The sequence below is a fragment of the Mesorhizobium loti genome, assembly GCA_014189435.1.
Classification (GTDB): Bacteria; Pseudomonadota; Alphaproteobacteria; order Rhizobiales; family Rhizobiaceae; genus Mesorhizobium; species Mesorhizobium loti_G.
In genome coordinates, this window is record CP050295.1 from 96,113 (window position 1) to 122,697 (window position 26,585).

The window sequence follows — 26,585 nt, forward strand, 5'->3', positions numbered from 1 at the left end:
CTACCCCGGACTTATCGTCGGTTGACAGGTCGGCTACACATCTTCAGATGTATTGATTATCTGGAGCAGTTCCTGGCGCAAGATTGTGCAGAGGTTGCGGGTCGTTCCATAGCCAACTTGTCTTGGATCGTATCTCACTTCGATTTGTAGCTCACCAGCTTCGTATCCGACACGAAACCAGAAGAGGTAGTTCATGGCGGACTGCTCCATATCTTCGCCGATCCAAAGTGAGTGCGGATCTCTGGCTAGCAGACGCCGTGGATAATGGCGTTGCAGTCGTGCTCGATAGTTCAGTCCGATCCTAGGCAACGGCAAATGATCGATCCGCTTCCGCACTGCCGGATCCCGATTCAAGAACTTCATCGCCCGAAAACCGATCCCCCGGCGCGGCAGCGCGTTGCGCTGCCGATATATCGAACGAGCGCGATCCGGACGAGACTCCTTCCCAGTCAGATATAAGGGAAGCGGAACCAGCTCGCCGACATAGCCGATGATCTGAGACGGATCGATGTCGTCGAATAACTCACCTCTGGTCGATGTGAGGCTGTCGATCCAGAGCGAGTAATTCCCGAAAGCGCGGCCAAACGCCCCTGACACAGCCGCAAGGAATATATCAAAATCCTCGCATTGCGCAGACGTCGCCGAGACATTGAGAAGTCTGGCCGTCGCCTTCTCGCCGATCGTTACGCAATATTTGGCCTGATCTTCCCAAAGTTGGCTGCAATATTCTTCATTTACCAATCCCTCCAAGCGGGCATAATGGAGCCTTCTTGCAGTTTCATCTAAAAATTCCGCTGTACCCGAGCCAGCATCGCTCACATGCATATCGAGCAGATCATATCGAACCCCCTCCCAATATTCGAGTTCGGTTGGCGCTTCGCTATCTGCGTAATGGCCCAATCGCTCCAGCCACTGAGAGAGAGGCGTCGTCTCTGGATCCGCAATGGTCCCCGCCTGCGGCTAGCGTATTGTAGGCTGTTTCCAGTGCATTTAGGAACAGTCGGTACCCAGTCCCGTCAGCTACAAAGTGATGCATCAAAACAAGCAGATAGTAGTTGCCGCTCTCTGATGTCCGGAAGGCTGAAAGCCTGACGAGGGGTGTCTGACCGTCAAACCGAAACCTGGTTTGACGCTCTGCGCAGGCGCCTTCGATGACCGTCAGCTGTTTTGCCGTGGCCATGCCGACCAGGTCTATTTCTTCCACGAGGGGATTGGGTACCGATCCGATTGCCTGAGATAGGCCGCTCTCGGTTTGGACTATTCGAAGTTTCAGTCCTTCGTGCCGACCAATGACATGAGCAAGGGCGCCTTCAAGGATTGATAGATTCAAGAGACCCGCGGGCAGGAAGAAAAGGTCGCCAAGGTTGTAGTGCTCGCCTAATCCGACAAGGCTGTTCCAAGATGAGACGGCGGGAGTCACTAGCAACGGTCCATCGGGAGCCTCATAGGCAGAGATCGTCGTGGCCGATGCGATTTCCTTGGCCAATTCCCGAATGGTCGATGTTCTATACAGTTGGCCAACGGTCAAGCTCAGTCCGGCTTTACGCGCTAATGTAACGCAACGCACACTCAGAAGAGAGTTTCCGCCGATATCAAAGAAGCTGTCATCGATCCCGATGGATTTGGCGCCCAACAGATCTTGCCAGATCTCGGCAAGAAGTCTCTCCCGCTCCGTGCGCGGCTCAGTAGATTGGGCATTCCGAAGCTCGCGGGATCGGACAGAAGAGAGGCGACGACGATCTATCTTCCCGCTCGCCGTCAGTGGCATACGGTCCACCATGCGAAAATCGGATGGAATCATGTAGGGCGGCAATTCCTGCCGTAGGTGATTCACAATGTCTCCTGCGGTAAGGCCATCGTCAGTTGGGACCACTATGGCCACCAGTCGGCGATTGTCATCCACTCCCCGAACGACTGCGGTGGCCCTGGCAATTCCAGGATGCACTTCAAGGGCGTTTTCGATTTCCTCCAGCTCAATTCGGAAACCCCGGAGCTTGATTTGGTTGTCTGATCGACCGCAAATCTCCAGAAGACCTTTGGCTGAGACGCGGGCGATATCGCCACTGCGATAAACAAGGCCGTATTGGCAGTCATCATATGGATTGGGCACGAAACTTTGCTTCGTTCGCTCTGGGTCCCGCCAGTACCCCGTGCTTACGCAGCGTCCCGCGACGCAGAGTTCGCCTGCTACCCCGACGGGAACCCGCTCCAACTGTGCATTGAGCACATAGATCTTCACATTGTCGATTGGGCGCCCGATCGGCACAGCTTTAGAGCCATCGTCCGCCTCCGATGTTGCGTAGACTGCCGCATTAGACGCGCATTCCGTGGCGCCATAAAAATTCCATAGCGGCACATCTGGAAAGCTCTGTCGCCAACGAGAAGGAAGCGATGGCGGCATCGGTTCAGCACTGCTTGTGACTAGGCGCAAGCTGGTCGTTTCCGCATGTCGTTTTTGAGAGGCGATCAGACCGGACAGAATGGGCGGGGAAGCGAACAACCGAGTCACGCGATGCCTAGTCAAGGCACTCAACAAGAGGTCGGGGTCGAGCAACTGGTCATCGGTCAGGATCAGCGTTGGGACCCCCTTCAGGAGTCCTCCAAAATACTCCCATGCTGCGGCAACAAGTCCCGCCGACTTCTGAACAACGATCACGTCGGCGCCATCAAACGGAAAGCATCGCCACATCCAGTTCAGTCGATTGAGTATTGCGGGCTCAGGTATGAGAACGCCTTTCGCCTTACCCGTTGAGGATGAGGTGTAGATCAGGCTGGCTGCGCTGTTATCAGGCTGCTCGACCTCGCAGTGCATTGCCCGAGCGGGGTAGTATCTCGCCTGCAGGAAAGACAAGCTAACGGACGGCACACCGAAATCGATCTCTTCGTCCGCGCTGGCGTGAATTAGGAGCTTTGCACCGCTATCTCTTACAACGTGGCTGATCCGTTCCTTCGGGCAATCTGGCGATATAGGCACGACGGTCGCCTGCATTGCCCGGATAGCCAAAGTTGTAGTGGCCACTTCAGGTGACCGGTCGATCAGCATGGCGACCATGTCGCCCGGCCCTACCTCGCCGGTACGCAGAGCGGACTGGATCGCCGCCATGCGTTCGCGCAGTTGGCCGAACGTGACTTCTCCGAACTCGCCGAAATACGCCACCCGGTCGTTCTTTGCGCTGACCTGATCGAAGGCTTCCACGAGCGAAGGTTCGTTCTCATGTACCTGCTCAGCGCCCCTGAGCGCGTCCAGCATGGCGACCTCCGAGGGGCACAGGCAAGTCAGGGCGACAATCGGCTCAGCCGGCCTCTCGACACAGGCAGCAATAAGATGGCGAAGATTGGCGGCCATGCGAGCGATCACGTGACTTGAAAAAATGTCTTCCGCATATGCCAGTTGCAGCGCAATCTCATCGCCCTGGTCTTGCGCATACAGGGTAAGGTCGAACTTCACATAGCCTGTGTCATATTCACGAAACGTCAGATCCAAATCGCGTTCGGCCGGTGGCTCCTGGGGTTCGGAGTACATGTTGAACATGACTTGGAAGATCGGTGATCGACCGGCTTCGCGGTACAATCGGGCGTCCCTCACCATCCAACTGAATGGATACGCCGAGTTCGCGATGGCATCGCTGACAAGGGCTTGCACATGAGTTACGTGAGCCACAAAGGACTTATTGACATCGATAGTGGTTCGGATTGGTAGCATATTGAGGAAAAAACCAACGATCTCCTCCGTGCCTGTTTGGTCGCGCACGACGTGCGGTATACCGACGATGACATCGTCCTGGCCGCTATACATCCGCAACAGGAGCTTAAAGCATGCCAACAGGATCGTGGATGTGGTGCACCTGTGCCGACGTGCAAAACCCCTCACTTGATCGGACAGTTCTTCACCAAGGGGAACCGCATGCGAGGCCCCACGGTAGGAATTCCCTTTCGGCCGGGGTCGATCACTCGCTAGCAAAAGCGCGGGCGGATTGTCGCCAATCTGCCCACGCCAGTAGCGCCGCTGCTCAACCAGCAAGTCCGGTGTAACGTGTACACTTTCCCAGAGCGCATAGGCCGAGAGTGACACACGATGCTCTGGAGAGAACGGGGCAGCATTGGTGTATCTCGTTCGCAAGTCTCTGAGCAAGACGGAGATCGACCAGGCATCTATGATAATTTCGTGTGCGGTTATCAGTATTAGATGGTCATCCGCGGCAAGGCGGATCATGCGCGCACGAAACAAATGGCCCTGACTGAGATCAAAGGCGTCGTTGAGCTCGGTCTGCCGCATCTCCGCCACAAGCTCCTCAGCCTCCTGTTGCGTAAGGTGAGTGGTGTCAACCAACTCTAAATTGGCGTAATGCGGATCATCAAAAATCTGGACCGGCCCATCTTCGTCGCTGAAACGTGCCGAAAGCGCGTCGTGGGCCCTGACGACATTGATCCAAGCTTCATTGAAAGCAGTCAGATCGATTGCTCCTCGTATACGCAGGCCACCTTGAATGACGTAGTTTTTCGCATCCGGATCGAGCTGCCAGAGGAACCACAGGTGTTCCTGCACCCGTGTCAGCGATGATCGTCCGTGCTTCCGGCCCGCTGGAAGCACGTTCTGTGTCGTCTCGGATTGGCTTGATAGCGATGCCGCCAGCGACCTGACGGTCCCATTTAGCACCAGCCTGAAATCCACCTTCGCCCTGAGCTGCCTCTGCAGCTGGGCTAATATAAGCATCGCCCGGAGCGAGTCCCCGCCAAGGTCCATGAATTGGTCGTTCACGCCGATATCTTTGATGCGAAGAACGCTGGACCAGATACCTCGCAGCTTGCCTTCGAGCTCCGTCTTTGGTTCCTCGAACGAATTCAGCATCTGAGGGCGAATGGTCGTCGGATCCGGCAAAGCTGCAAAGTCTACTTTCCCGTTTCTGGTAATTGGAATGCCATCGACATGAATGATACGCTCCGGGACCATGTAGGCAGGAAGCGTTTCGGCAACAAAGCTTCGGAGTCCACTTTCCAAGACGTCGGGAGGAGCCGATACATAGGCCACTATTCGTCTTGGCCTGATCCCTCCGTCGGCCTTGGTTATGTCTCTTGCTGTGAGCTTCACGCCTTCATTGACGGGTGCTACGGCGACGGCGCCACTTACCGAAGGATGGGTGCAGAGCCGAGACTCAATCTCTCCAAGCTCGACCCGGTGCCCCCGGATCTTGACTTGACGGTCTCGCCTGCCAAGACATTCCAGCAGGCCGTCAGCTCTGAAGCGTCCGCGATCGCCTGTCTTGTATAGGCGCCGATGGGATGGATGGTTGGAGAACGGGTTTGGAAAAAAAGCATCTTTGGTACGCGCGCTATCATTGATGTAGCCAGCAGCGACACCGACTCCGCTGACACAGATCTCGCCGACTTCACCCGTCCTGCACAGCCGCCATCCATCGGCGACATAGACTTCAAGATTGGAGATCGGCCGACCGATCGGTACATAGGCGTCAGCTGCACTAGGCGGGACAGAAACCACATGGTGGGTAACCCCATCCGCACATTCTGTCGGGCCATAGTGATTGAGAATTGGGACTTGGGGATACAGTGCCAGCCAGGCGCGCGCCAGGGCAGGCGTCAGCGGCTCGCCGACCGTGGAGATCATGCGTAAGGCACTGAGAGGGCGCTCGTCTGCCGCGAGTGTCTGCAGATACTCAACAAATATGGCAAGCACCGATGGGACGAATTGGACAATTGTGACGCCTTGTCCCTGCAGCGCCTTAAGAAGAGCGATCGGAGATCTAAGCGTGGCATCGTCTATGATCGCGACGCGGCTTCCAACGCATAGCCCTGCCAAGAGCTGCCACAGCGAGATGTCAAAGCAATGCGATGCAGTTTGAGCGATGCAGTCCTTCTCGGTCAGCTCGAGCGCATCGATCTTGGCTATCAAATGGTTGTTTAGTCCGGTACGCTCGACCATCACACCCTTGGGCCACCCCGTCGAACCGGACGTAAACAAGATGTAAGCGAGACCGCACTCAGCCGAAGAGGGCATCGCAGAAGAGGCACGGTCCCCAAATAACGCGGTCTGCACCGTCATGAATTCTCGGGTGCCGTGGCTGTTTTCTTGAAGCAGACCGAGGGCTTCCGGCCGCTCTTGCCCGATAATCAGAGTGCATCCACTCTGCTCGACCATGAATGAAGTGCGTGAGGCCGGTAAAGATGGGTCGAGCGGCAAATATGTTGAGCCGCCCTTCAGAATTGCGATTACTGTAGCGGCCCAATTGGGATTTCGTTCACCACAATAGCTCACGATCGTTCGCACCGCGCAGCGCTCTCGTAGAGTGCTCGCGATTCTAGCCGACATGACTCGCAGCTCACCATATGTGAGTTCCGCCGCGCCATGCGTAATCGCGATTCTGTCCGGAAACGATGCCCCGATTTCATCGATAGCCGCGATTACATCGGTGAGCCGACGTCCGTCCAGCTTGTGCTTCTCACGTGAATTTTCGTTAAACATGCGCATCCAGCCTACAATTTTTGGGGCTCCCTCACTCCAGAGCCGATTCCAGGCCTGGAAGTTTGTGAGGGGCTCGCCACGCCGGGGGCTCAATCTGCAAGACCATGTTGCTCCAAAGCTATTGCCAAAGGTTGCGCGACTTTATGCGCAAGCTTGTTTACCTCTTAGAGACGAGGCGCCGGGTTCAAGGGAAGTTTCTGCGTGCAGTCAGCCCTCACTCAATGTCGCTGCATCTCATTCAGCAAAGGCCGTGCCAGCGCGCTCCGCGCGCGGGATGCGCATGATTACGCGTGGAAAACCTCCACAGTGCCCAAGATGTGTTTTGAACCTGACATGTTTTCTGACGATGTCAGGTTTTGGACACGCATCACGCGCTTCGCGCTGCCAGAATAGCATGGCCAACCGCATGCTTGCCTGCGCACGCCCGAAATCCGCCCGCCGCAAGGCGGCCACGGCATAGTCTGCCGCTTCAAAGATCGACATCCGCTCAAGTCCGGACCCATGCACCAACGCCGTGTTCAGTCAGAAATTCCACTTATAACCCCCGTCCAAATTTCCCGAGCCAGCTCTCTTCCGCGCTTCCCCGCCGCAATAGCGCCTTGCCGGCTTCACACAACTTTACATTCGCCCGCAACAGCCGAAACATTACGCTCGTAGTTTCGCCCAGTCGCGGCAGAGATGCCGCATTAGCGAAAGGACCATCATGGAAACGAACCATCAGGAACCGGCCAGCCTCTCCGGCACCGCGCAGAAGAAGAGCTGGGGCAAGCGAATCGCCATAGGCGGCATCGCGATAGTGGCGCTTGCCGGCGTCGGCGTCCCTGGCGCGCTCAGCCAGGATTACGGGCGCATGCAGCGCTCGGCATGGGCGGGGGCCACCGCGGACCCGACATGCACATGCAGGCCAACTTCCGCGACGGGATGGGGTTCGGCGGGCATAACTTTGAGTGCATGTTCGGGGAGGTCGACGCCACACCCGAGCAGGAAGATAAGCTGGAGGCGATCATGGACAAGTTCCGCGACGATGTCCGCCCGATCAAGTGCGGCTTCCGCGATACGCGAGACGATGTCGCCAAGCTGCTCGGCGCCGCAACCATCGACCGCGAGGCAGTGGAGAAGCTGCGCGCCGAGCGTATCGCGGCGGTCGACGAGGTCTCGCGCAAGCTGACGACGGCGCTGCTCGACGCCGCCGCGGTGCTGACGGCCGAGCAGCGGGCGGAGCTGGTCGAACTTTTCTAGGATCGCAGCTGGCACCGACGCTGGTAAGCTCTGTACCGGCACAGGTTCGAATCGGAGTAGACAAACGAGCATGGCGGACCAGGTTCTCATCGTCGACGACGACAGGCGCCTGTCCGCCATGCTCGCGGAATATCTGACGGGCAACGGTTTCGTGTGCGAACGGCGGATACAGCGGGCGCAGGCATTGCCGATATCGCGCGGCTGTCGCCCGATGCCGTGATTCTCGATGTCATGCTGCCCGACATGGACGGCTTCGAGGCGCTCAAGCGCATCCGCGCGAACTCCGACGTGCCGGTTCTGATGCTGACGGCGCGAGGCGACGAGACTGACCGCATCGTGGGGCTGGAAATAGGCGCCGACGATTATCTGCCGAAGCCTTTCAATTCGCGCGAATTGCTGGCGCGGTTGAAGGCGATCCTTCGCCGCCGCAACGCCGGCTCCCCGCGCATCCTGCGCTTCGGACGGCTGGAGATTGACCCTTCGTCGCGCTCGGCCCGCGTCGACGGGCGCGACTGCCCGATGACCAGCTACCAGTTCAACCTGCTGGTGGTGCTCGCCGAAAATGCCGGGCGTACGCTGTCGCGCGTGCAGCTCATGGACATGGTCAAGGGCGAAGAACTGGCGTTCGACCGGTCGATCGACGTGCATGTCTCGCGCATCCGCGCCGCGATCGAGACCGATCCGAAAGATCCTCGCCGCATCAATACGGTACGCGGCGCGGGCTATTTCTTTGCCCGTTTCCAGGACGGTGACAGATAAGCCATGCGCAACAGCCTTTTCGTCAAGATCTATCTCACCGTGCTCGTCAGCTTCGCTGCAGTGGTGATCGCCAGCGCGACCTTCCTGCACATGAGCCGGGAACGCGACCATGCCGCGTGCGACGCCTTCGCGGCGATGCCGCCGGCGGACTCCGACCCCGCTCTGCTGCAGGCGACGGCCGAGCGGGTTCGGCGGCCTTCAATGCCGACATCTCCGTCTTCGGCCCGCAAGGGGGGCTGGTTGCAGAGATCGGCCGGCCGATCTCCCCGCAAAAGTTCGGATCCCCGCGCAGGATCCTCCCCGGCGGGCATCACCTGCTGATCAGCCGGCAGTTGGACGGAAGTGTGATCGCGGCGCGGCTGAGAATGCCGCTCGGCCAGGCAGGCTTTCTCGCGCTGATCGCCGCGGTGATAGGGCTTGCCGCCTTTCCAGTCGTGCGTCATCTCACACACCGCCTTGAAGCAATGCGCCAGGGCGTCGATCGCTGGGGCGCAGGCGCTCTCGACAAGCGCGTCGCCGTGCGCGGCAGCGACGAGGTGGCGGCGGTGGCGGCGAGCTTCAACCGCGCCGCCGAGCAGTTCGAGCGGCTGCTTGCCGCGAATAGCTCGCTGCTTGCCAATGCCAGCCACGAGTTGCGCTCGCCGCTTCCGCGGCTGCGCATGGCGATCGACCTCATCGCCAACGAACAAAGCGGCCCGATGCGCGACGAGATCGTGCGCAACCTCGCCGAACTCGATGCGCTGGTGGAGGAAATCCTGCTTGCCGGCCGGCTCGACCATATCGAGAAGCTGGAGCCGGTGGATCTGCTGGCGCTCACGGCCGAGGAAGGCGCACGGTCCGGCGTCGACGTCTCAGGCGAACCTGGCGTCGTGTCGGGCGACCCGAAGCTGCTCACGCGGTGGTTCGCAATCTCATGCAGAACGCGCAGAGACATGGCTGCCCGCCGGTTAGCGCGCATGTGGGGATCGAAGGGGCGGCTCGGTGGTGCTCAAGGTGTGCGATCACAGGCCGGGCCTGCCGGAAGGAACCGGTGAGCGCGTCTTCGAGCCCTTCTTCCGGCCACAGGGCCGCAGCGAGACGGCCGCCGGCTGGGGCCTCGGTGCCTGTCGCTGGTGCGCAAGATCGCCTTGCGTCACGGCGCAACCGTGCACCACGAATCACCATCCGACGGCGGCGCCTGCTTTGTCGTCACGTTTTCGGCAATATCTTGATACGGCGGGCGCATATCCTTGTGAAAGCAGGGCGGAAGGAGAGGTATGATTAACGCACGAATTCCCGACGGGTACTGGTTCCGCGAAAAGATCAGCAGGCGCGGAGGGCAGCGAACCTCGAAGGAGGACGGATTTAATGAACGATCCGGCCGTCCGTCGGCGGGAGCAGGCCTTGGCGAGGCTGACCGCGGCTGAATAACGCTGGTCGCTCCGCCGTTCCCAGCACGTCGCGAACAAGCTGTCGAAGCTCACATGGGCAGTAATAGGACGTGAGGAACCAAAGGGAAAACGTACAATGATCACCTCACCAAAAGGCCTCTCGAAGCCCTCGACGAAAACTCTGCTCGGCCGCCAGACAGGCGTTTCGCGGGAAACAATCTTGGCGGTGGCAATGGCTGGTCGGGCTCTGCCACCGCTCTTGCTGCCACTGCGCGAAAGGGCCAAGCGCAACCGTTCGACCTGGATTCAGTATTCCCCTTTTTGCCTCGCCGACGACGAGGCTCTGTATTTTCGTCGGCAGTGGCGACTGGCATCGCGTCTTTTCTGCTTCGTGCACGGTTGCGGCCTTCGGGATCGATGTCCCGCCTGCCGCGGCGGGATTGCCCCCTTCGATCAGACGGAGCTGATCCCGCAGCATTTCTGCCCCGCGCTGCTACCTCAATTTCCTTACGGCTCAATCAATGTGACACCACCGTCCGGACCCATGCACCAACGCCGCAAAGCGCCGCTTGATCAACCCAGTCACCCAAATTCCGTCATAGCTCTGGCCGAGATGCCTCCTGCATCATTATCTCTCGCATCCAGATGCTTGCCGGATCGCTATTGTGGAGAGCCGGCCACTGGGCGGCTTCGGTGAAACCGGGAAGCGGCAGCGGAAGTTCGACAACCTGAAGGGGAAACGTGTTTTCGAAATGCCTGACCAGCCGGAGGGGCACGGTCGCTATACGAGCTGTGCCGGACACCATGGGCGGGATCATGCTGAAGCTCTGCACGACGACTTCGACACGTCTTTTAAGACCATGCTCAAGCAAGAACCCTTCCTCGATGGAGGGCTTCAGCAAACGTCGGAACCTGACGCAGACGTGCCTCATCGACATGTATCTCTCGAATGTAAGGTGCCGTGGCAGCTGCTTGTTCGTGGGACAGCCTACGCATACGAGCCTCTCGTGGAAAAGCGCCACTCTTGGATGCGCGTTCGACATGAACACATCCGGAGTGATCAAAAAATCGACCTCACCACGCCGGAGGACCTCATCGGGGCTGCCGTCGAGAGGCATCAATTCGAAGCTGACGGCGGGGGCTTCCCGGGCAACACGCTCCACGACCGTTTCAAAAAACACGAGCGCGGCGAAATCGGAAATAATGATCCTGAAGCGGCGATCGGATCGAGCAGGGTCAAACGGATCCGACGACATAATCGAGGACTGGATGTTTAGGAGAGTCTCGCGGACTGCGGGGCCAAGTGCTGCCGCACGTGATGTCAGAATACGTTCTCGGCCGCTCATGCTGAACAGTTCATCGCCGAAAAAATCGCGCAGCCGGGCGACGGCCGCACTCATGGCCGGCTGACTGAGGTTGATGCGGCGTGCCGCCGCCGAGAGATTGCGCTCGGCCAGCAGGGCGTCGAGCACGACGAGAAGGTTCAGATCAAGCCCTTTGAAACGCATGTCTGCGGCTATCCATCCGTCCAGGTGGCCCGCGATGGGATCAACCCGACATGGCCGATCACCGGAATGGCCTCGTCGGAGAGCCGCTCCACGGTCGCCAGACTGGCGCTGCAATAGACGGCGTCGGCGCTCGCCTTGTAGAGCGCGAAAGCCCAGCGCACAAAATCGTCCGCCATGCCGACCTCGAAGAAATTGACGCCCGGCACCGCAAACAGGCTTGGCGCAACCTCGCGGAAATGCGGAAGAACCATGATCTCAGGCGGCACCGAAACCATGTCGACGCCGGCCCTCTCGGCAGCCTCCAACTCGTCCAGCGTCTCCACGCGGATCATCGTGAACTGATACTTGTCTTTCAAGGCGCGGATATCCGCTACCGTGGGTCTCTTCCTGCTCATCGGCTGCACCTCACATTTTGCGCGATCATGACGCCAGCAACGTCTTGAGTTTCACGTCGGGCGACATCAGTTCCGAGGGTCAGGCCGCGCCCGCCTCGCGATCAGCATGTCGGCCAGGCGAATGTGCGGGCCACGGCGTTGCCGGGACCGATGCCGCTCGCCAAAAGCAGATGTCTGTCCGCGGCCGGCGCCGCAGGCCTCGATCCAATCCGTCACTTTCATCTCCGTGGATCTTGTCTGATCGAAGTCGGAGGCGGCGGCGGGCCGCCGCCTCCGTAGCCTTGGGAGGCTGTTGTTCCGCGGCAACCTTGGTTTCGGCGTGGAACTCTTCGCGATACGGCCGCGCCGTTGGCGGCAGCTCGCGCTTGACGAAGTAGTCCTCGTTGCGCAACTGGCGCAGGAAGGTCGGGATCATTTCGCCGGTTGCCGGCGATCGACGGCGACGGCTGGTCGTGCTTGACCAAACCGTTCAGCTTCAGCAGCGCGTGGTACGGCACCATCGGGAACCTGTGGGGCTTGATATGCTCGACGGCGCGCTGCCCGTAGCGCCCTATCAGACTGTAGTCGCGTTTCGTCTGCCTATAGTCGTCGGCTGCGGCAGTTGCGCTCATCACGATCTTCCTTTTTCAGGCTAGGACCAAGGCTGACAAACCGTCATGCAACAGAACTACCATATTCAATCATTTACCTCAACAGATCTTGCAATTTTTCTATCATCCGCTATCATTCCTTCGAAACCTCAAAAGGAGGCTAGCCTTGGCCAAGCGACCAACGGTTTCGGATTTGGCTCGGGCATCCGGGGTCAGCGTGGCGACGGTCGACAGGGTTTTGAACAGCCGCCTTCCGGTGCGCGAGGAGACGGCGCAGCGGGTCTACGAGGCGGCGACCGTCATCGGCTACCACGCCGCGCCCCTGATCAAGCAGCGGATCCGCCAGGATCTCCCGGAATACCGGCTGGGCTTTCTTCTGCAGAAGCCCGAGCAGCATTTCTATCAGGAGTTCGCGCGCGAGTTGGAGGCCGCGACGACCCATGCGTCGCGGTTCCGCGGCGTTGCGGTCATTGATTTCTGGTCGAGCCAGGCTCCCGAGGACATCGTCGTCCATCTGGAGAAACTGGCAGCGAAGACGAACGCCGTCGCATTGGTCAGCCCCGATCATCCAACGGTCACGGTCGCCGTGGAGAGCTTGAAGGCCCGCAGTATTCCGGTGTTTTCGCTCCTGTCCGATTGCGCCTCCGGCGTACGGGAGGGCTATGTGGGCCTCGACAACCGCAAGGTAGGACGCACCGCCGCGTGGATGATCGCGAAGTGCGCCAGGCGGCCCGGCAAGGTCGCGGTGTTTGTCGGCAGCCACCGCTTTCACGGCCAAGAGTTGCGCGAGATCGGCGTGCGCGCCTACTTCCGGGAACACGCACCGGACTTCATAGTACTTGAGACGCTGGTCAATCTCGAGACGGCCGATTTGACTCACGATGCAATGCTCGACCTGCTCGAGAGGCATCCCGATCTCGTCGGGTGCTACATAGCCGGGGGCGGCATGGAGGGAGCTATCACGGCGGTGAGAATGGCCATGCCTGCCCAGCCTCCGGTCATGATCTGCAACGAGATAACGCCTGAGTCGCGCGCTGCACTCGCCAACAACATCGTCACCATGGTGCTCGCAACGCCGCTGGCGCGGCTGAGCAGCGATCTCGTCGATCTCATGGCGCATACCATCAAGGACGGCGCCGCCAACGCGCCGGGACAGACCTTCCTGCCCTTCGACATCTACCTGCCGGAGAATATCTAAGCGTCTCTGCGATAAAATCTATCATAGATGGGCGTTGGTGCATGGGTCCGGACTTGAGCGGATGTCGATCTTTGAAGCGGCAGACTATGCCGTGGCCGCCTTGCGGCGGGCGGATTTCGGGCGTGCACAGGCAAGCATGCGGTTGAGGACGGCGCAGCCGATGGCGACTTCGGTCTGCTGAACGGGAAGCGACCGTGCCCGCAAACGCCGCCCGATGGTGGACTTGTATCGCCCTATGGCGGTCTCGACCAGCGAGCGTTTGCCATAACCGTTGGAGACCTGCCATTTCATCCGGCCGTCTCTGCCGATTGCGGCGATATGCTGGTTCCTTTGGCCGGGAGGTCTATCGTCGAATGGTTCGACCGCGTTGACGCGAGGCGGAATGACGATTGCGGCGGCAGCGCTATGATCGATGACTGCTTGCCAATGCACCTAACTGGAGGGTAGTGGCAACTCGATGCCCATCTTTGACGCCTAACCAATTCCTTGAGCGAAGCGGACCAATCTGCGTCGCACGTCGTGCGCGGGGAGCCGACATCTTGGATGAGTGAAAATGATGTTCAGACCTTGATGGAGCCGTTCAAGGGCAACGTGGTTTCCATTGGCAAGTTGGTCGAACAACCACAGGACGCCGTGCATGTTGATCCGCTCTGCCTGAGCAAGTTCGCGTAGGCCGGCATCACCGGTGAGAAGTGTCCATTGACGAGATTTAGCAATGGCGAAAGCGAATGTATCTGGTGTAGACAGGCGGGCATTTTGCCGCCGCGCCATCGTCGCCCGAGCCAGTTCCGTTGGCGTCAGGACTTCAACGCGAAGTCCCAACGCCACCAGTTGTTCGCCGAGCGGTCCCGCGAGTTCCCTTGCATAGAGTAGGTCGGGAACGGCGAATTCGAAGGGTAGACGAAACATCTCCTCCAGAAGCTGGCCTCGCTCCAGGTCGATCAGAACCGACGTGTCTGAGACGAGAACCGGCACGGATCAAGCCACCACCTGATCCAGCCTGGCATCGAGCTCGCGGACGGAGATGCCCAGCAACTCCGCAGCGCGCGCCTCACCGATGACACGCTCGGCAAGTGCCCGATAGCACAATCGCTCGAAACGTTTAGGCTCCTCCAGTTCCGGCAGCATCGTTTCCGGTTCCTCGAATGGTGCTGTTCTCCATCCTCGCTCGGCGAATATCTTGAACAGGCGACCAAAGGCCGCCTGATTGATGATGCCGAGATCCTTGCAGCGATACGTCAGAGCCTGAATGCTGACGCCGAAGCGCTTCTTCAAGACGACAAGTTCCCCGAGGCTGATCGACGAGCGATTGGCACCGACCTCCGCGCGCAGGGCATCTGCGGGCATCAAGAAGGCGCCGGCAAAGCGGTGCGCTGCTTTTTCCTCGTCGACGCCGCCAGACGGTGCGATCACCATATGACCAAGCTCATGCGCTAGGTTGAAGCGCTTGCGCTCCGACCAGGTGCTGCGTTTGATGACGATGACGCGCGCGGCATTGCGGTCCTTGCGCCGCACTTTCGCGGCAAGGCCATCAATATCGTCGAGATCGAGCGACAGGATCTTGATGCCGCGCTCCTCCAACAATTCGGCGAGCTGTGGAATGGGGTCGTTGCCGAGCCCCCAATCCTCGCGCACTGAACGGGCTGCGTCCTCGGCATCACGCATGTCTGCGACCGGGTGGGGAGCGCTGCGTGGCTGCTCCCAATCGACGCTGCGCATTTGCAGTAAGTCTTCTATCGTCAGGTAGCGCTCGAGCATGTGAATCGCTCGCGCCTCCAGCGCAGCCTCCTCGCGCGATGAGGTGCCGGCCTTCTTGCGGAAATCCACACCTTCCAGGGCAAGTTCGTCTTCGCTGAGGAGATACTCCTCCGTGACGTTGAGGGTGGCCGCCATTGCCATCAGGATGCGCGAACTCGGCATGTCCTCATCTCTCTCATATTTTCCGATGGCTTGGGCTGAGACGATACCGCCCATGGCATCGGCAAGGGCGCGCAGCGATAGGCCCGACGCCGACCGGGCCACTTTGAGCTTGCTTCCGATCATGGCGGCCTCCTTGCGATCGTCGGTTTCCATCTATAGAATATAAGAATTTTTGTAAACTGAAATCCCTTGAAAAGGCCTGAATTGGCTCATATCTGATAGTCGCACTGCCAAGATTTCCAGTTTTGTAAACCGAACAGATGAAGCGCACCACTGAAACGGCCCGCCGATCATAGGCGGGTGATAGGCAGGCGCCGAGCGAGAAAGGTCGGGACGATGGCGTTGAGCAATACGGAACTGCGTTACTACGACAGTAATGTCCTGCGCCTGCCGTCGGACAAGAGGAAGGAATATCACGAACAGGTTGACCGCTTGATCGTCGAATTGTGCAAGAGCGTCCGCGACAAGACCGAGATCAAGATTACCAAGGTGGTGAAGGCTGGGTCGTTCGCCAAATTTACGATCCTGCGCAAAACCAGCGTCGATCCGGTCGACGTCGACATCGTGTTCTACATTTCCGGTCGCGACGCGAACAAGGAAACGCTCGATAGCCTCAACAACACGATCTATGACCTGCTGATGAAGCAATATCCGAGCAAGTCCGTCGAAGATTTCGAGATCCAGCGCAAGGCCGCGACGGTCACCTTCGTGGGGACCGGACTGAGCGTCGACATCGTCCCGGTGATCGAGGACGAGAACCGACCTGGCTATGGCTGGCAGTTTGACATCCATGATGGGTCGAAGATCCAGACCTGCGCGCCATGCCAGATCAAATTTGTCCGGGACCGCAAGATTGAGGACAGCGATTTCCGCACGCTGGTGCGCATGGCAAAAAAATGGCGCAATCAAGCGGAGATCAAACCGCTCAAATCCTTCGCCATCGAACTGATCATGGCGCATGTCCTGGCGACGCAGGGTAATTCGGGGAGCATCGAACAGCGCTTTCGGAACTTCCTTCTCTATATCGCTCAATCCGGCCTCAAGGATCAAATCAGTTTTCCTGAGAACACGGCGCCCTTCACGACGTTCTCCGACCCTGTGATCATTCTCGATCCCGTTTACAGTCTGAACAACGTGACCAGCCGGATCTCTGAGGCCGAGCGCAAGGAGATTGTCGCGTCGGCTGAGGTGACTTGGGAAACCGCCAATTTCGCATCTGCCGAAAATGACAACGAGGTCTGGAAGGAAATCTTCGGTCCTCGCTTCAACACGGAAGACTGAGATGAGCCAGACCAGAACAGCAACTGCTACCTACACGGTCGTCGACATCGAAAATGTCGTCCGCCGTGTGAAAGCCGATCTCGCCATGATCGCCGACAGTACCGGCGCCTGGACCGCGGCGGAAGCTGCCAACTATGCATATGACATCGAGGTGCTGGCCAAGGCTGGATATCTCAAATGGGTTGACGTGACGCTGCTCAGCAATGGCGTCGAGGTGAAAGCCGTCCGCTTTGATGTCGATACCGACGCAGGCTCACTCACGTCGAGCCGGCCGGGTGGCGTCCTCTGGCCAAAGGTGTCGGGTGCGCATCTGCGTATCGTGCTCAGCTACACGAATGCTTATACGAGCGAGGCGCGCGAGGCGACAAAGGGCAAGCTCAAAATCGGGTGGGTGCCGACTTACGACGACACCAGCCATGCCAGCCTGATGTCGGCAGGTGGCCGCGGCTACGCGAGCAACGCCTATGGCATGCAACGAAAGGATTGGGCAGCGTGAGCCAGCCGAGCATCTTTGACAGCGAAACGCCGCTTCCCAGTGTTACGCTCACCATGCGCCAGAGGACGCTGTTGGGGTTCGAGGCGCGCTACGCCCACGTCCATGATCAACTTCGCCTTCTGCTTAATGTCGGCGGCCTCGGTGAATGGAACCGGAAACATCACGGCGGCAAGCTCGCCATCTGCGATCTTGTCGCCGAACAATATCCGCTGGTGATCTTTTACGGTGACGTCGGGACTGGAAAGACGGCTATGGCCGAATGCATTGCCAACAAGCTGGTGGCGGAGGCTAAGAGCGAAGATTCCATTCTTTTCAAGCTCTCCAATCGCGTTCGCGGCAGCGGCATGGTCGGCGAGATGGGCACACTGATCGCCGAGGCGTTTCGCAAGGTCGTTCAATCCGCTGGCAAACATCGCCGTGCGATCCTGGTGATCGACGAAGGCGACAGCCTCGGCGCTTCGCGCGCGCAGGATCACAGTCATCACGAGGACAAGGTGGCCGTTAACACGCTGATCCAGGGCGTTGATGACCTGCGCCAATATGGCGGCCGCATCGTTGTGATCCTTTGCACCAACCGTCTCTCGGCACTGGACGCGGCACTTCGCCGGCGTGCCGCAATCATCGAGGAGTTCAAGCGCCCCTCCGATGAGGAACGTCGCCAGCTCCTCACGATGGACCTGGCCGGTCTTGGCCTGGCGCCAACACAGTTCGACGAACTTGTCGCGGCGACGGGTGCGCGCGCTGGTCATCCAACCTGGACCTATTCGGACATTCGCACTCGGCTATATCCGGCAGCGCTAGCGAAGGCCTATCCGCAGGAGCCGCTGCGCTTCGAACATCTGAAATCTGTGGCGGCCACCCTGCAGGCGTCGCCGGTGATGGAGGATAAGTGATGACTCGCTCTCCGCTGTTCGGCCGCCGTATCCATCTCGCCGGCAGCATCGTCGAAGATGTTGCGGTCGCGGCGGCTGGTGATGTGAATCAGGCGCGGGAACTGGTCTCCGCTCTGGTAAAAGAGCTGGTCAAGCGCGGCGCGAATTTCGTTATCGCTGTTGACGCTGACCCAGTGCGCAAGAGCGACAGCTTGCCGATCTGCTTCGATTGGCTGGTCTGGAAGACGATCAAGGACAATCTGGCACTGCGTCCAGCGAATGCATCGGGATCACTCGCGGTGGCAGTCCAGCACCATAAGAGTGAGGATCAAATTCCGGCGGAATATGCCGGCCTCTGGGACGAGCTGCGCGCTTCGCCTTTGGTGAGAATCGAAAACGCCGCGCATTGGAACATGAATAGCAAGCGCATGGAGGCGCAGGCGCGGTTCGGAGATATTCTCGTGGCCTTGGGCGGGACTGAGGGCGTGCTCTATCTCGCCAATCTCTATCACGATGCAGGCAAACCAATCGTGCCGCTCAACCTTCCGCTCTGTCCCGAGACGACAGGTGCGCGCCGACTCCATAATTATGGGCTGACCAGCACCCAGAGCCGGCGGCTGTTTCAGATCGCCGACGATGGCGATGCTCATGACTGGATCAACAAGATTCGTTTTCCTTCACGACAGTCAATTCCCGATCGCGTCTCCGTGCTTGTCGAACTTTTGGAAGCGCTGGAGAGGCCAAAGGCCTTTGCCGTGCGGCTGCTCAATCCAGATCTACCCGACTATGCCGATGTGCAGACCTTCTTCGACACGGTGGTTCAGCCCGTAATCGAAGGCGAATTTGGCTACCGCCTCGTCGTGATCGACGGTCGCCAAGCCTATGAGCATGCCCGGATTGATCAGGAGATATTCGCGAAGCTACATCGCAGCAGCGTCGTTCTTGCTGACATCACCGGGACACGGCCGAACTGCTTCCTTGAGCTTGGCTATGCTCTTGGCCGTGGTCTTCCAACCATGGTGATGGCACGCGAAGGATCCAGCCTGCCGTTCGATATTACGACTTTCTCAGGTCTCCATTGGAAGACCACGGGAAGCGCGGAGGACAGGCGGCGAGCGTTCCGAGAGCATTGGCAGTCCATCCGCAACCGTCCTTCCCTCGTCCCGGCGGAGCCCCTGATCTCATGAGTGGAAAGCGAGAAATCTTCGTTTCGGTCGATGTGGAAACGGCCGGCCCCATCCCCGGCGAGTTCAGCCTTCTATCGATCGGTGCCTGCGAGGTGTTCGCCCCAACGAACACGTTTGCTTGCGAACTGAAGCCGATCAATCGCAATGCAGATCCTAAGGCTCTTGAGGTGTCGGGCCTTTCTTTGGACGAACTCGCCCGAGCAGGATTGGACCCCTCGGAGGCAATGCGACGCTTCACGGACTGGCTGGCGATGGCGGCGGGTGTCGACGGAAGTGTCGTCTTTGTTGGGTTCAATGCCCCTTTCGATTGGTCGTTCGTGAACTACTATTTCCATCGCTTTGGCGGAGGAAATCCGTTCGGATTCACAGCGCTCGACATCAAGGCCATGTATATGGGGGCGACCGGTTGCAACTGGGCAGACACGCGATCGAGCAAAATCGCGAAGGCTTTAAGGCCTCGCTTGGAAGGAGATCATGATGCTCTACATGACGCACAGTACCAGGCAGAGCTATTCCGTCTGATCCAATCTCAATTGATGCAGCATCGGTAGAATAGCCCGCCTTCGAGCTACCTGCTAGCCCGAAAAATTCACGGCGGGTTGGCGGATGTGGCGCAAGCCGTTGAAATGACGTAGGATTTGGTTGCTAAAGCCGATCCGAATCATTTCCCGGAGACCACACCCGCCATGAATGATCTTACCCTGCCGCTGAGCGGTTTGTCATCAGTGGGCGGCAAGTCCGTCATCGCTCGTTTCGACGGGGCATGTTGTCCTCCAACTGTGGCGTTCTGGCTCTGGCCGAGGTGGAAAACGACTGCGGGTGGCCGACCGTCTGGCGCGTTGCATCGATGATCCGCGCTGCCCGGACCAGGTCGTCCACAGCCTGGCGGACATGATCGGCTTTCGCATTAAGATGATCGCCGCCGGCTATGAGGATGGCAATGACGCCAACCGGCTGCGCTCCGATCCGGTCTTCAAGATGGCCCAGGATGCGCTGCCGTCGGGTCGGGATCTGGCCTCCCAGTCGACGATCTGCCGGCTGGAGAACCTGCCCGGCGTGCGGGAGCTGGTCGCGATGGGGCGGGCGATGGTCGATCTCTATTGCGCTTCCTTCCGGCAGGTGCCGAAGCGGATTGTGCTCGACATCGACGACACGTTTGACGCCGTACATGGCGGCCAGCAATTGCGCCTGTTCAACGCGCATTACGACGAATACGGCTTCCAGCCGATCGTAGTGTTCGACGGTGCGGGCCGGTTCGTCAGCGCGATCCTGCGACCGGCCAGGCGGCCGAGCGGGGCTGAGATCTGCCCCCACCTGCGCCGCCTCGTGCGGGCGATCCGGAGCAACTGGCCGAACATCCGGATCCTGATCCGGGCCGACGGCCACTATTGCAGCCCGCAGATCATCGACTGGTGCCGCTCCAACGATGTCGACTTCATCCTCGGCGTAGCGCCCACCACGACCCTGCGCAAGCATGTCGCGGACCTGGAAGCCCGCACGACGGCGCGCTTTGAAGCGTCACCGAAGACGAACAAGGTCCGCAGATTCAAGGAGTTCCTGGATGGGGCCGCCAGCTGGAGCCGCGTCGAGCGCATCATCGCGCGGGTCGAGGTCGGCGCCCAAGGTGCTGACACCCGCTTCATCGTCACCAACCTCGCCGGTGGAAAGGCCAAGGCGCTCTACGCGGATCTTTACTGCCGGCGCGGCGCGGCCGAGAACCACATCAAGTCCTGGAAGACGCATCTCGCCGCCGACCGAACGTCCTGCACAAGAGCGACGGCCAACCAGTTCCGGCTCTTCCTGCATGCCGGCGCCTACTGGCTGATGTGGAGCCTGCGCGCTGCGATGCCGAAACGCTCGAGCTTTGCCGTCGCCCAATTCGACACGCTGCGATTGCGCCTCATCAAAATCGCCGCGCGGGTGGTCGAGATGAAAACGCAAATCCGCCTGCACCTGCCGACATCCTGCCCCGACCAGCGTATCCTGCGCATCGTCCTCGATCGCATCCCCCAACTCGCGACATAACGATGGGGCGCAGACGCCCCGAAACGAACCCGCCGACCGCAACCTGCAAACCCCACCTGCCATCACGACGGATCACCGCCGGCGCCTGACGAGGCTCGCGGAAAAGCGCCCAACAGCGGCCACATCGCCGCTTCAGGCCGCCAAAACCTCATCGCCGTGCATCAAGGCGGCTAGTTGCTTTTCTTCGACAGGTACTGCGCCGAGGTCAAATAGTAATTCCGGGCCGTGGCATTGATCTGGCGTTCGCCCAGTTCGGTCAGCGCCCGGGCCTTGAGTTCCTTTGCCGCCCCGTGTTCAGGGTCGAGGGCCAGCACATAATCGACTAGTTCGGCCGCCCACTGGAACTCCTTGGCCTCGACCGCTTCATTGGCTCGATCGAGCATCTTCGCTGGTCCACCGGCTAGCTTGAGCATCTTGCGGGCGCGCTCGGTAGGAGGCAGCGGGTATAAACTGGTCGCGTTGCCATCGAACCATCCCACATAGTCGGCGTAGATACCCCGTACGGCCCAAGCCACGCTGCCATAGTATTCCTGAAGGTAGGGGCTGTTTGCGAGTTCGGTAGGAAGCTTTACCTCCTGGACAAGTTCGTCCGGTGTCTTGCCCTGCTTGATGCCTGCGAGGGCCTGGTCGAGGACGGTCTTGATCCCGTCCCGGTAGTCTGTGAGTGCCTTACGCACCTTGTCCTTCCCGAGGATTGGACGCATATGCCCCTGCACCATGTAGGTGGCCTCCAAGGTAAGCATCTTGTCGAGGCTGGCGATCCACTTCTCCGGCGACCTCAGTTTAAGGCCGCGGATCGGTGAGAGATTCGGGTAGGATTTCAAGAAATCGTCGCCTGGAATGAGCACGCCCTTTGCCGCCAGCCAGATAGCCGTGTTCTCGGGAGATTCGCCCGGCGTATGGATAAGCTGCATCTCGGCGCCCGCCACCTCAATCGTCAAGCTCTCGCCGCTGAAGGTGCGCGTCGGAGGCAGGTAGCCTTCCCGCGTGTGCGGCGTCACCCGACCGTATTCGAGTTGGGTGCCGGCATTGATGAACAGTTCGTCGGGCAGCTTTGTGCCAAATGCATCGCCGCCGTCGCGCTGGCCTCTGCCGAGCTCTGGACCGGCTTCCACCAGCGTCTGGTGACTATAGATTTCGGGGTTGTCATTTCCGGAAAACACATTCGCGCCGCCGGAATGGTCGGGGTGATTGTGCGTGTAGAGAATTGCTCGCACGGGCCGCACCAGGCGATCCCCGAATGCACCTATGATGGCCTTCGCGTCGACAGGGTTTGCGGACGTATCGACAATGATCGAGCCATTGTCGCCCTGGATAAGCGTGACATTGCTCGCCGAATAGCCGACGGCCGCAAAGACGCCGTCGGTGATTTGAATGACTTCCTTCCTGAACTCGGCGGAACTCGCGCGGAGTTGCTCACGGCCGGCAAAATCGTCTGCGTAGGCGGGCGCCGATTGATCTAGAGCCGATCCATAATCGAGCAGAACATCGGCGTGGCGACCGCCGTGTCGAACCATGTCGCCATCATCGTCAGCGGCGGAGTATTTATGGTGGAGGTGCGAGGATTAGCTATGGTGGTTAGGCTGGGCGCTCAGCCATGCTTGCCCCCGAGATAGTTTTCCTGGACCTCGGATCGGCTTCGATCTCTTGCGGCGTGCCTTCCTTGAACAGGCGGCCATTGTGCATCATCGAGACATATTCCGACATACGCAGCGCGACATCCAGATCGTGCTCGATGATGATGTAGCCGATATGCTTCGGCGGCGCGTTGAGGATCGCGACGAGGTCGCGGCGCTCGGTCGGCGAAAGGCCGGCCGTGGGCTCGTCGAACAGGATGAAGCGCGGTGCGCCTGTCTGGAAACGCGCCGGACCCTACGACCTACTCCCAGGGCTGCCAGCTGATCGCATGAACGAGGCGGTCGTGCAGTTCGTGCATGAGCGGCGGTCAACTGGCCAATCTACGATCCGGCGAGGCGGACGACCGCTCTGATCGGCGAACGGCTTGTGCTGTCGGAAGACCCCGGCAGGATAATGTTCGGGCTGCTCGACGGGCAACGCATCAGTCGACAAGGCACGAAACGGCGGCGAAAGGTGCTGCCATGACGGGTCGGAATCGCCTTGCGCGCAACCGAACGCCCGGGTGCAGCGTGTTGGCGCCGCGACAGTTCGCTTGACGAATATGACCCGCGCGGAGGGCTGCACGAGCGCGGTCCTGAGACAGTCCAGCCGCCGCTCCAATAAAAGGCGGCGGCTCGACCTGGGTGATTCAGCTGGGAATCGTGGCTTACTCAGACCAGTCCTGAGACCACGAAGACCAGGGCGATGATAGGTCCGATGATGGCGATGAGCGCGCTGTAGATCAGCAATGTCCGCAACACGCTGTCGCGCTCGGATTCTTGCGCGTTGGCGACGACAATGGCGCCGTTTGTGGAGAACGGGCTGGTGTCGACGATGGTCGTTGAAATGGCGATTGCCGCAACGACGCCGATGGCGCTGATGTGGCCCTGCAGCAAGAACGGAACGGCGAGCGGAATGATGGCGCCGAGCAAGGCGGTGGACGAGGCGAACGCCGATACGATCGCGCCGGTGAAGCAGAGGAGGAGTGCAACCAGCAGCGGCATACCGAGGCTCGAGATGCCTTTCGCGACGTAGTCGATCGTACCGATCTTCTCCATGAGGCCGACATAGGTGATGATGCCGGCGATCAGCAGCACTGTCGACCAGCTGACCTTGTCGATCGCTGCCTTCTGGGTCTTCGGTGAGAGGAGCGCCAGTGCGACGGCCACCGTGATCGCCACCAGCCCGACATTGAATTTGAAGACGAGTGCGCCGACCGCGAGTGCCGTAAGGCCAATCAAAGTCGTCAACCTTTCCGTAGTCAGGCTGGAAAGCGCCGACACATTTTTCGTCTGCTCCTCAAAGACGCGATGGCTGATTGGCACAGCCGGCGTGCCGCCGTGGCCGATGATTGGCTGCGTCACGCCCTCAGGGTGGAGGTCGGGCAGTGGGCCTAATACGATCGAATGCTTACGCAACACCTTCGAGCCGCCGAAGACGAAGAAGACGAGGACGGCGATGGCCAGGTTGAAGAAGAAGCTGGAGAGGAACAGTGATGTCGGTGCGAACGGCAACCCCGCCTTCTCGACTATCTGGTTGGTGATGCCACCATAGACGCTGATCGGAGAAAAGCCCCCGCCTGTGCACCGTGAATAACCATCAATCCCATCATGACCGGATTGATGCGATACTGGAACGCAAAACCCAGCGCCACCGGGGCCAAGATGGCGACGGCTGCAGGTCCGAGGCCACCGAAGCCGGTGATGACAGCGGCGACCAGGAACATGACCCAGGGAATCCACGCCACATGTCCGCGCACCAGTTTGACTGCGCCCTCGACCAGCCAATCGATGGTGCCATTGATCTGGGCGATGGCGAACAGATAGGTAATGCCGACCAATGTCAGGAAGAGGTCGCTCGGGAAGCCGGCGAATATTTCCGCCGGCTTCATAGCCATGATGAGGGAGCCGACCACAAAGGCGCAGGCGAAGGCGAGTGCGCCCATATTGATCGGCTGAATGGTTGCGATCACGAACATGCCAACCAGCAGGGCGATCGACAGAATCTGTATGTTCATAGCTTCCTCCCTCGGGAACCGCATTCAGGCGCCCGTTCTCATTTCCATCGGTTAGTAGATCGGCCTGCGTCGGTCTCGCTCCCAAGCACCAACGCGGGTCGTGGCCTCCTATGAGGCGGGCATGTAAAGGTCGCTGTACCGGTCGCGCAGAAGGTTCTTCTGCACCTTTCCCATGGTGTTGCGCGGAAGGTCCTCGACGAAGATGACCCGTTTCGGCTGCTTGTAGCGCGCGAGGCGGGCGTGCAGCGCGTTGAGCACGGCCTTTTCGTCCAGCCGGGTGCCGGGCTCGAGGACCACTATCGCCGTCACGCCCTCACCGAAGTCGGGGTGCGCAACGCCGATCACCGCGCTCTCGGCGACGCCGTCGAGCTGGTCGATCTCGTTCTCGACCTCCTTCGGATAGATGTTGTAGCCGCCGGAAATCACCAGGTCCTTGCCGCGTCCGACGATGTGGACATAGCCCGCCTCATCGATCTTGCCGAGGTCGCCGCTGATGAAATGACCGTCCCTGCTGAACTCCGCCGCCGTCTTTTCCGGCATCCGCCAGTAGCCTTTGAAAACGTTCGGCCCTTGATCTCGATCATGCCGGTTTCGCCTGGTCCAAGCGCCTCGCCCGTGGCTGGATCGGTGACCTTCACCGACACGCCTGGGAGTGGAAGGCCGACTGTCCCGGCCCTTCGCTCGCCTTCATAAGGGTTTGAGGTATTCATGTTGGTCTCGGTCATCCCGTAGCGCTCGAGGATGGCGTGACCGGTGCGCTGCTCGAATGCGGCGTGTGTTTCGGCAAGCAGCGGCGCCGAGCCTGATATGAAAAGCCGCATATTGGCAACGGCGTCACGGTTAAGGCCCTCGTGCTGAAGCAGCCGCACATAGAACGTCGGCACGCCCATCATCAGCGTCGCGCGCGACATCAGAGGAAGGATTTCTTCCGGCTCGAACTTTGGCAGCAGAAACATCGAGGCGCCCGCGATGAGCGTGATATTGGTCGCCACGAAGAGCCCATGCGTGTGAAAGATCGGCAGCGCGTGGATCAGCCGGTCGGCTGTCGTCACGCACCAGCACTCGCGCAACGCAAGCGCATTGGACAACAGGTTGTCGTGCGTCAGCATTGCGCCCTTGGAACGGCCGGTGGTCCCCGATGTGTAGAGGATCGCAGCGAGATCGTCAGGCGCGCGCGCGGCGTCGAAGAAGTCGACAGACTCCTCCCTTGCCAACTCCATCAGCGATCCAGCGCCGTCGGCATCGAGTGTTTCGACGATTGCGCCGTGGCGATGCGCGATCTTTTCGACTTCAGCCCGAGCCCTTGATGAGACGACGACCAGCCGCGGTTCGGCGTCACCGATAAAATAATCGAGTTCGGCCAACGTGTAAGCGGTGTTCAATGGCAAATAGACCGCCCCGCAACGCAAGCATGCAAGGTAGAGCATCAGAGCCAGCGGGCTCTTGTCCACCTGGACTGCGACTCGGTCGCCAGGGCGAACACCAAGCACGTCGACCGTGCTGGCGATCTGTCCGGAGAGCCGCAGCGCATCTCCATAGGTCCAATGCCGACCATCGATGGTCTCGATGAAAATGGACTCGCCTGACTTGGCGGATGCTCGCATGGCGTCGAACAGGTGATTGCTCATTGAAC

Annotated in this window: 11 protein-coding genes and 12 pseudogenes; 11 read left to right on the forward strand and 12 right to left on the reverse strand. The window is 59.7% G+C overall.

Features of this window, described 5'->3' with window-relative positions; genetic code table 11:
* Positions 1 to 33: 33 nt before the first annotated feature.
* Both HB777_37435 and HB777_37440 read right to left on the reverse strand, forming a co-directional pair.
* Positions 34 to 6,478 (reverse strand): annotated as a pseudogene (locus HB777_37435) (amino acid adenylation domain-containing protein).
* Positions 6,479 to 6,712: 234 nt separating this feature from the next.
* Positions 6,713 to 6,961 carry a hypothetical protein gene (locus HB777_37440; protein ID QND69395.1) on the reverse strand — a complete coding sequence of 83 codons (249 nt, stop codon included), beginning with the start codon at positions 6,959 to 6,961 and terminating at the stop codon, positions 6,713 to 6,715.
* A gap of 220 nt (positions 6,962 to 7,181) precedes the next feature.
* Here HB777_37440 and HB777_37445 point away from each other — a divergent pair.
* From HB777_37445 to HB777_37460, 4 pseudogenes are all read left to right on the forward strand, one after another.
* Positions 7,182 to 7,717, forward strand: a pseudogene (locus tag HB777_37445) (Spy/CpxP family protein refolding chaperone).
* A 70-nt stretch (positions 7,718 to 7,787) separates the two neighbouring features.
* A pseudogene (locus tag HB777_37450) lies at positions 7,788 to 8,476 on the forward strand (response regulator transcription factor).
* A gap of 3 nt (positions 8,477 to 8,479) precedes the next feature.
* A pseudogene (locus HB777_37455) lies at positions 8,480 to 9,687 on the forward strand (HAMP domain-containing protein).
* Between the two features lie 295 nt (positions 9,688 to 9,982).
* A pseudogene (locus HB777_37460) lies at positions 9,983 to 10,373 on the forward strand (hypothetical protein).
* A 69-nt stretch (positions 10,374 to 10,442) separates the two neighbouring features.
* On the opposite strand, the gene HB777_37465 reads toward HB777_37460, so the two are convergent.
* The 3 genes and pseudogenes from HB777_37465 to HB777_37475 form a co-directional block, all read right to left on the reverse strand.
* Entirely contained in the window at positions 10,443 to 11,354 is a 912-nt protein-coding gene (locus HB777_37465; GenBank protein QND69396.1) for a LysR family transcriptional regulator, read from the reverse strand.
* A 17-nt stretch (positions 11,355 to 11,371) separates the two neighbouring features.
* Positions 11,372 to 11,749: pseudogene (locus HB777_37470) on the reverse strand (3-methyl-2-oxobutanoate hydroxymethyltransferase).
* Between the two features lie 295 nt (positions 11,750 to 12,044).
* A pseudogene (locus tag HB777_37475) lies at positions 12,045 to 12,273 on the reverse strand (fatty acid desaturase).
* 232 nt (positions 12,274 to 12,505) lie between these two features.
* Between HB777_37475 and HB777_37480 the strand changes: the two are divergent.
* Positions 12,506 to 13,537: a LacI family transcriptional regulator gene (locus HB777_37480; protein ID QND69741.1), complete on the forward strand. Its 1,032-nt coding sequence runs from the start codon at positions 12,506 to 12,508 to the stop codon at positions 13,535 to 13,537.
* An 84-nt stretch (positions 13,538 to 13,621) separates the two neighbouring features.
* Here HB777_37480 and HB777_37485 read toward each other — a convergent pair.
* The 3 genes and pseudogenes from HB777_37485 to HB777_37495 all read right to left on the reverse strand — a co-directional run bounded on the left by HB777_37485 (position 13,622) and on the right by HB777_37495 (position 15,580).
* Positions 13,622 to 13,963 (reverse strand): annotated as a pseudogene (locus HB777_37485) (IS5/IS1182 family transposase).
* Between the two features lie 48 nt (positions 13,964 to 14,011).
* The gene (locus HB777_37490) at positions 14,012 to 14,512 is read right to left on the reverse strand and encodes a PIN domain-containing protein (GenBank protein ID QND69397.1); all 501 of its coding nucleotides are present in this window, start codon (positions 14,510 to 14,512) and stop codon (positions 14,012 to 14,014) included.
* 3 nt (positions 14,513 to 14,515) lie between these two features.
* Positions 14,516 to 15,580 (reverse strand): ImmA/IrrE family metallo-endopeptidase, encoded by a 1,065-nt coding sequence (locus HB777_37495; protein QND69398.1) that lies wholly within the window; start codon positions 15,578 to 15,580, stop codon positions 14,516 to 14,518.
* Between the two features lie 213 nt (positions 15,581 to 15,793).
* Here HB777_37495 and HB777_37500 point away from each other — a divergent pair, with 213 nt between their 5' ends.
* The 6 genes and pseudogenes from HB777_37500 to HB777_37525 all read left to right on the forward strand — a co-directional run bounded on the left by HB777_37500 (position 15,794) and on the right by HB777_37525 (position 21,318).
* On the forward strand, positions 15,794 to 16,738 hold the full coding sequence (locus HB777_37500; protein QND69742.1) for a nucleotidyltransferase: 945 nt from the start codon (positions 15,794 to 15,796) through the stop codon (positions 16,736 to 16,738).
* A gap of 1 nt (position 16,739) precedes the next feature.
* Positions 16,740 to 17,234, forward strand: coding sequence for a hypothetical protein (locus HB777_37505; GenBank protein QND69399.1), 495 nt, complete (start codon positions 16,740 to 16,742; stop codon positions 17,232 to 17,234).
* A complete protein-coding gene (locus HB777_37510; GenBank protein ID QND69400.1) occupies positions 17,231 to 18,127 on the forward strand; it encodes an AAA family ATPase in 897 nt (298 codons plus the stop codon). The genes HB777_37505 and HB777_37510 overlap by 4 nt, the downstream gene beginning before the upstream one ends.
* Entirely contained in the window at positions 18,127 to 19,293 is a 1,167-nt protein-coding gene (locus tag HB777_37515; GenBank protein QND69401.1) for a hypothetical protein, read from the forward strand. The genes HB777_37510 and HB777_37515 overlap by 1 nt, the downstream gene beginning before the upstream one ends.
* Positions 19,290 to 19,844, forward strand: a complete 555-nt coding sequence (locus HB777_37520) for a 3'-5' exonuclease (GenBank protein QND69402.1) — start codon at positions 19,290 to 19,292, stop codon at positions 19,842 to 19,844. Before HB777_37515 ends, HB777_37520 begins: the two co-directional genes overlap by 4 nt.
* A 135-nt stretch (positions 19,845 to 19,979) precedes the next feature.
* Positions 19,980 to 21,318: pseudogene (locus HB777_37525) on the forward strand (IS1380 family transposase).
* A 170-nt stretch (positions 21,319 to 21,488) separates the two neighbouring features.
* On the opposite strand, the gene HB777_37530 reads toward HB777_37525, so the two are convergent.
* The 4 genes and pseudogenes from HB777_37530 to HB777_37545 form a co-directional block, all read right to left on the reverse strand.
* On the reverse strand, positions 21,489 to 22,835 hold the full coding sequence (locus HB777_37530) for an alkyl/aryl-sulfatase (GenBank protein QND69403.1): 1,347 nt from the start codon (positions 22,833 to 22,835) through the stop codon (positions 21,489 to 21,491).
* 74 nt (positions 22,836 to 22,909) lie between these two features.
* A pseudogene (locus HB777_37535) lies at positions 22,910 to 23,169 on the reverse strand (ABC transporter ATP-binding protein).
* 437 nt (positions 23,170 to 23,606) lie between these two features.
* Positions 23,607 to 24,952, reverse strand: a pseudogene (locus HB777_37540) (hypothetical protein).
* A gap of 108 nt (positions 24,953 to 25,060) precedes the next feature.
* Positions 25,061 to 26,580 (reverse strand): annotated as a pseudogene (locus HB777_37545) (malonyl-CoA synthase).
* Positions 26,581 to 26,585: the final 5 nt, after the last annotated feature.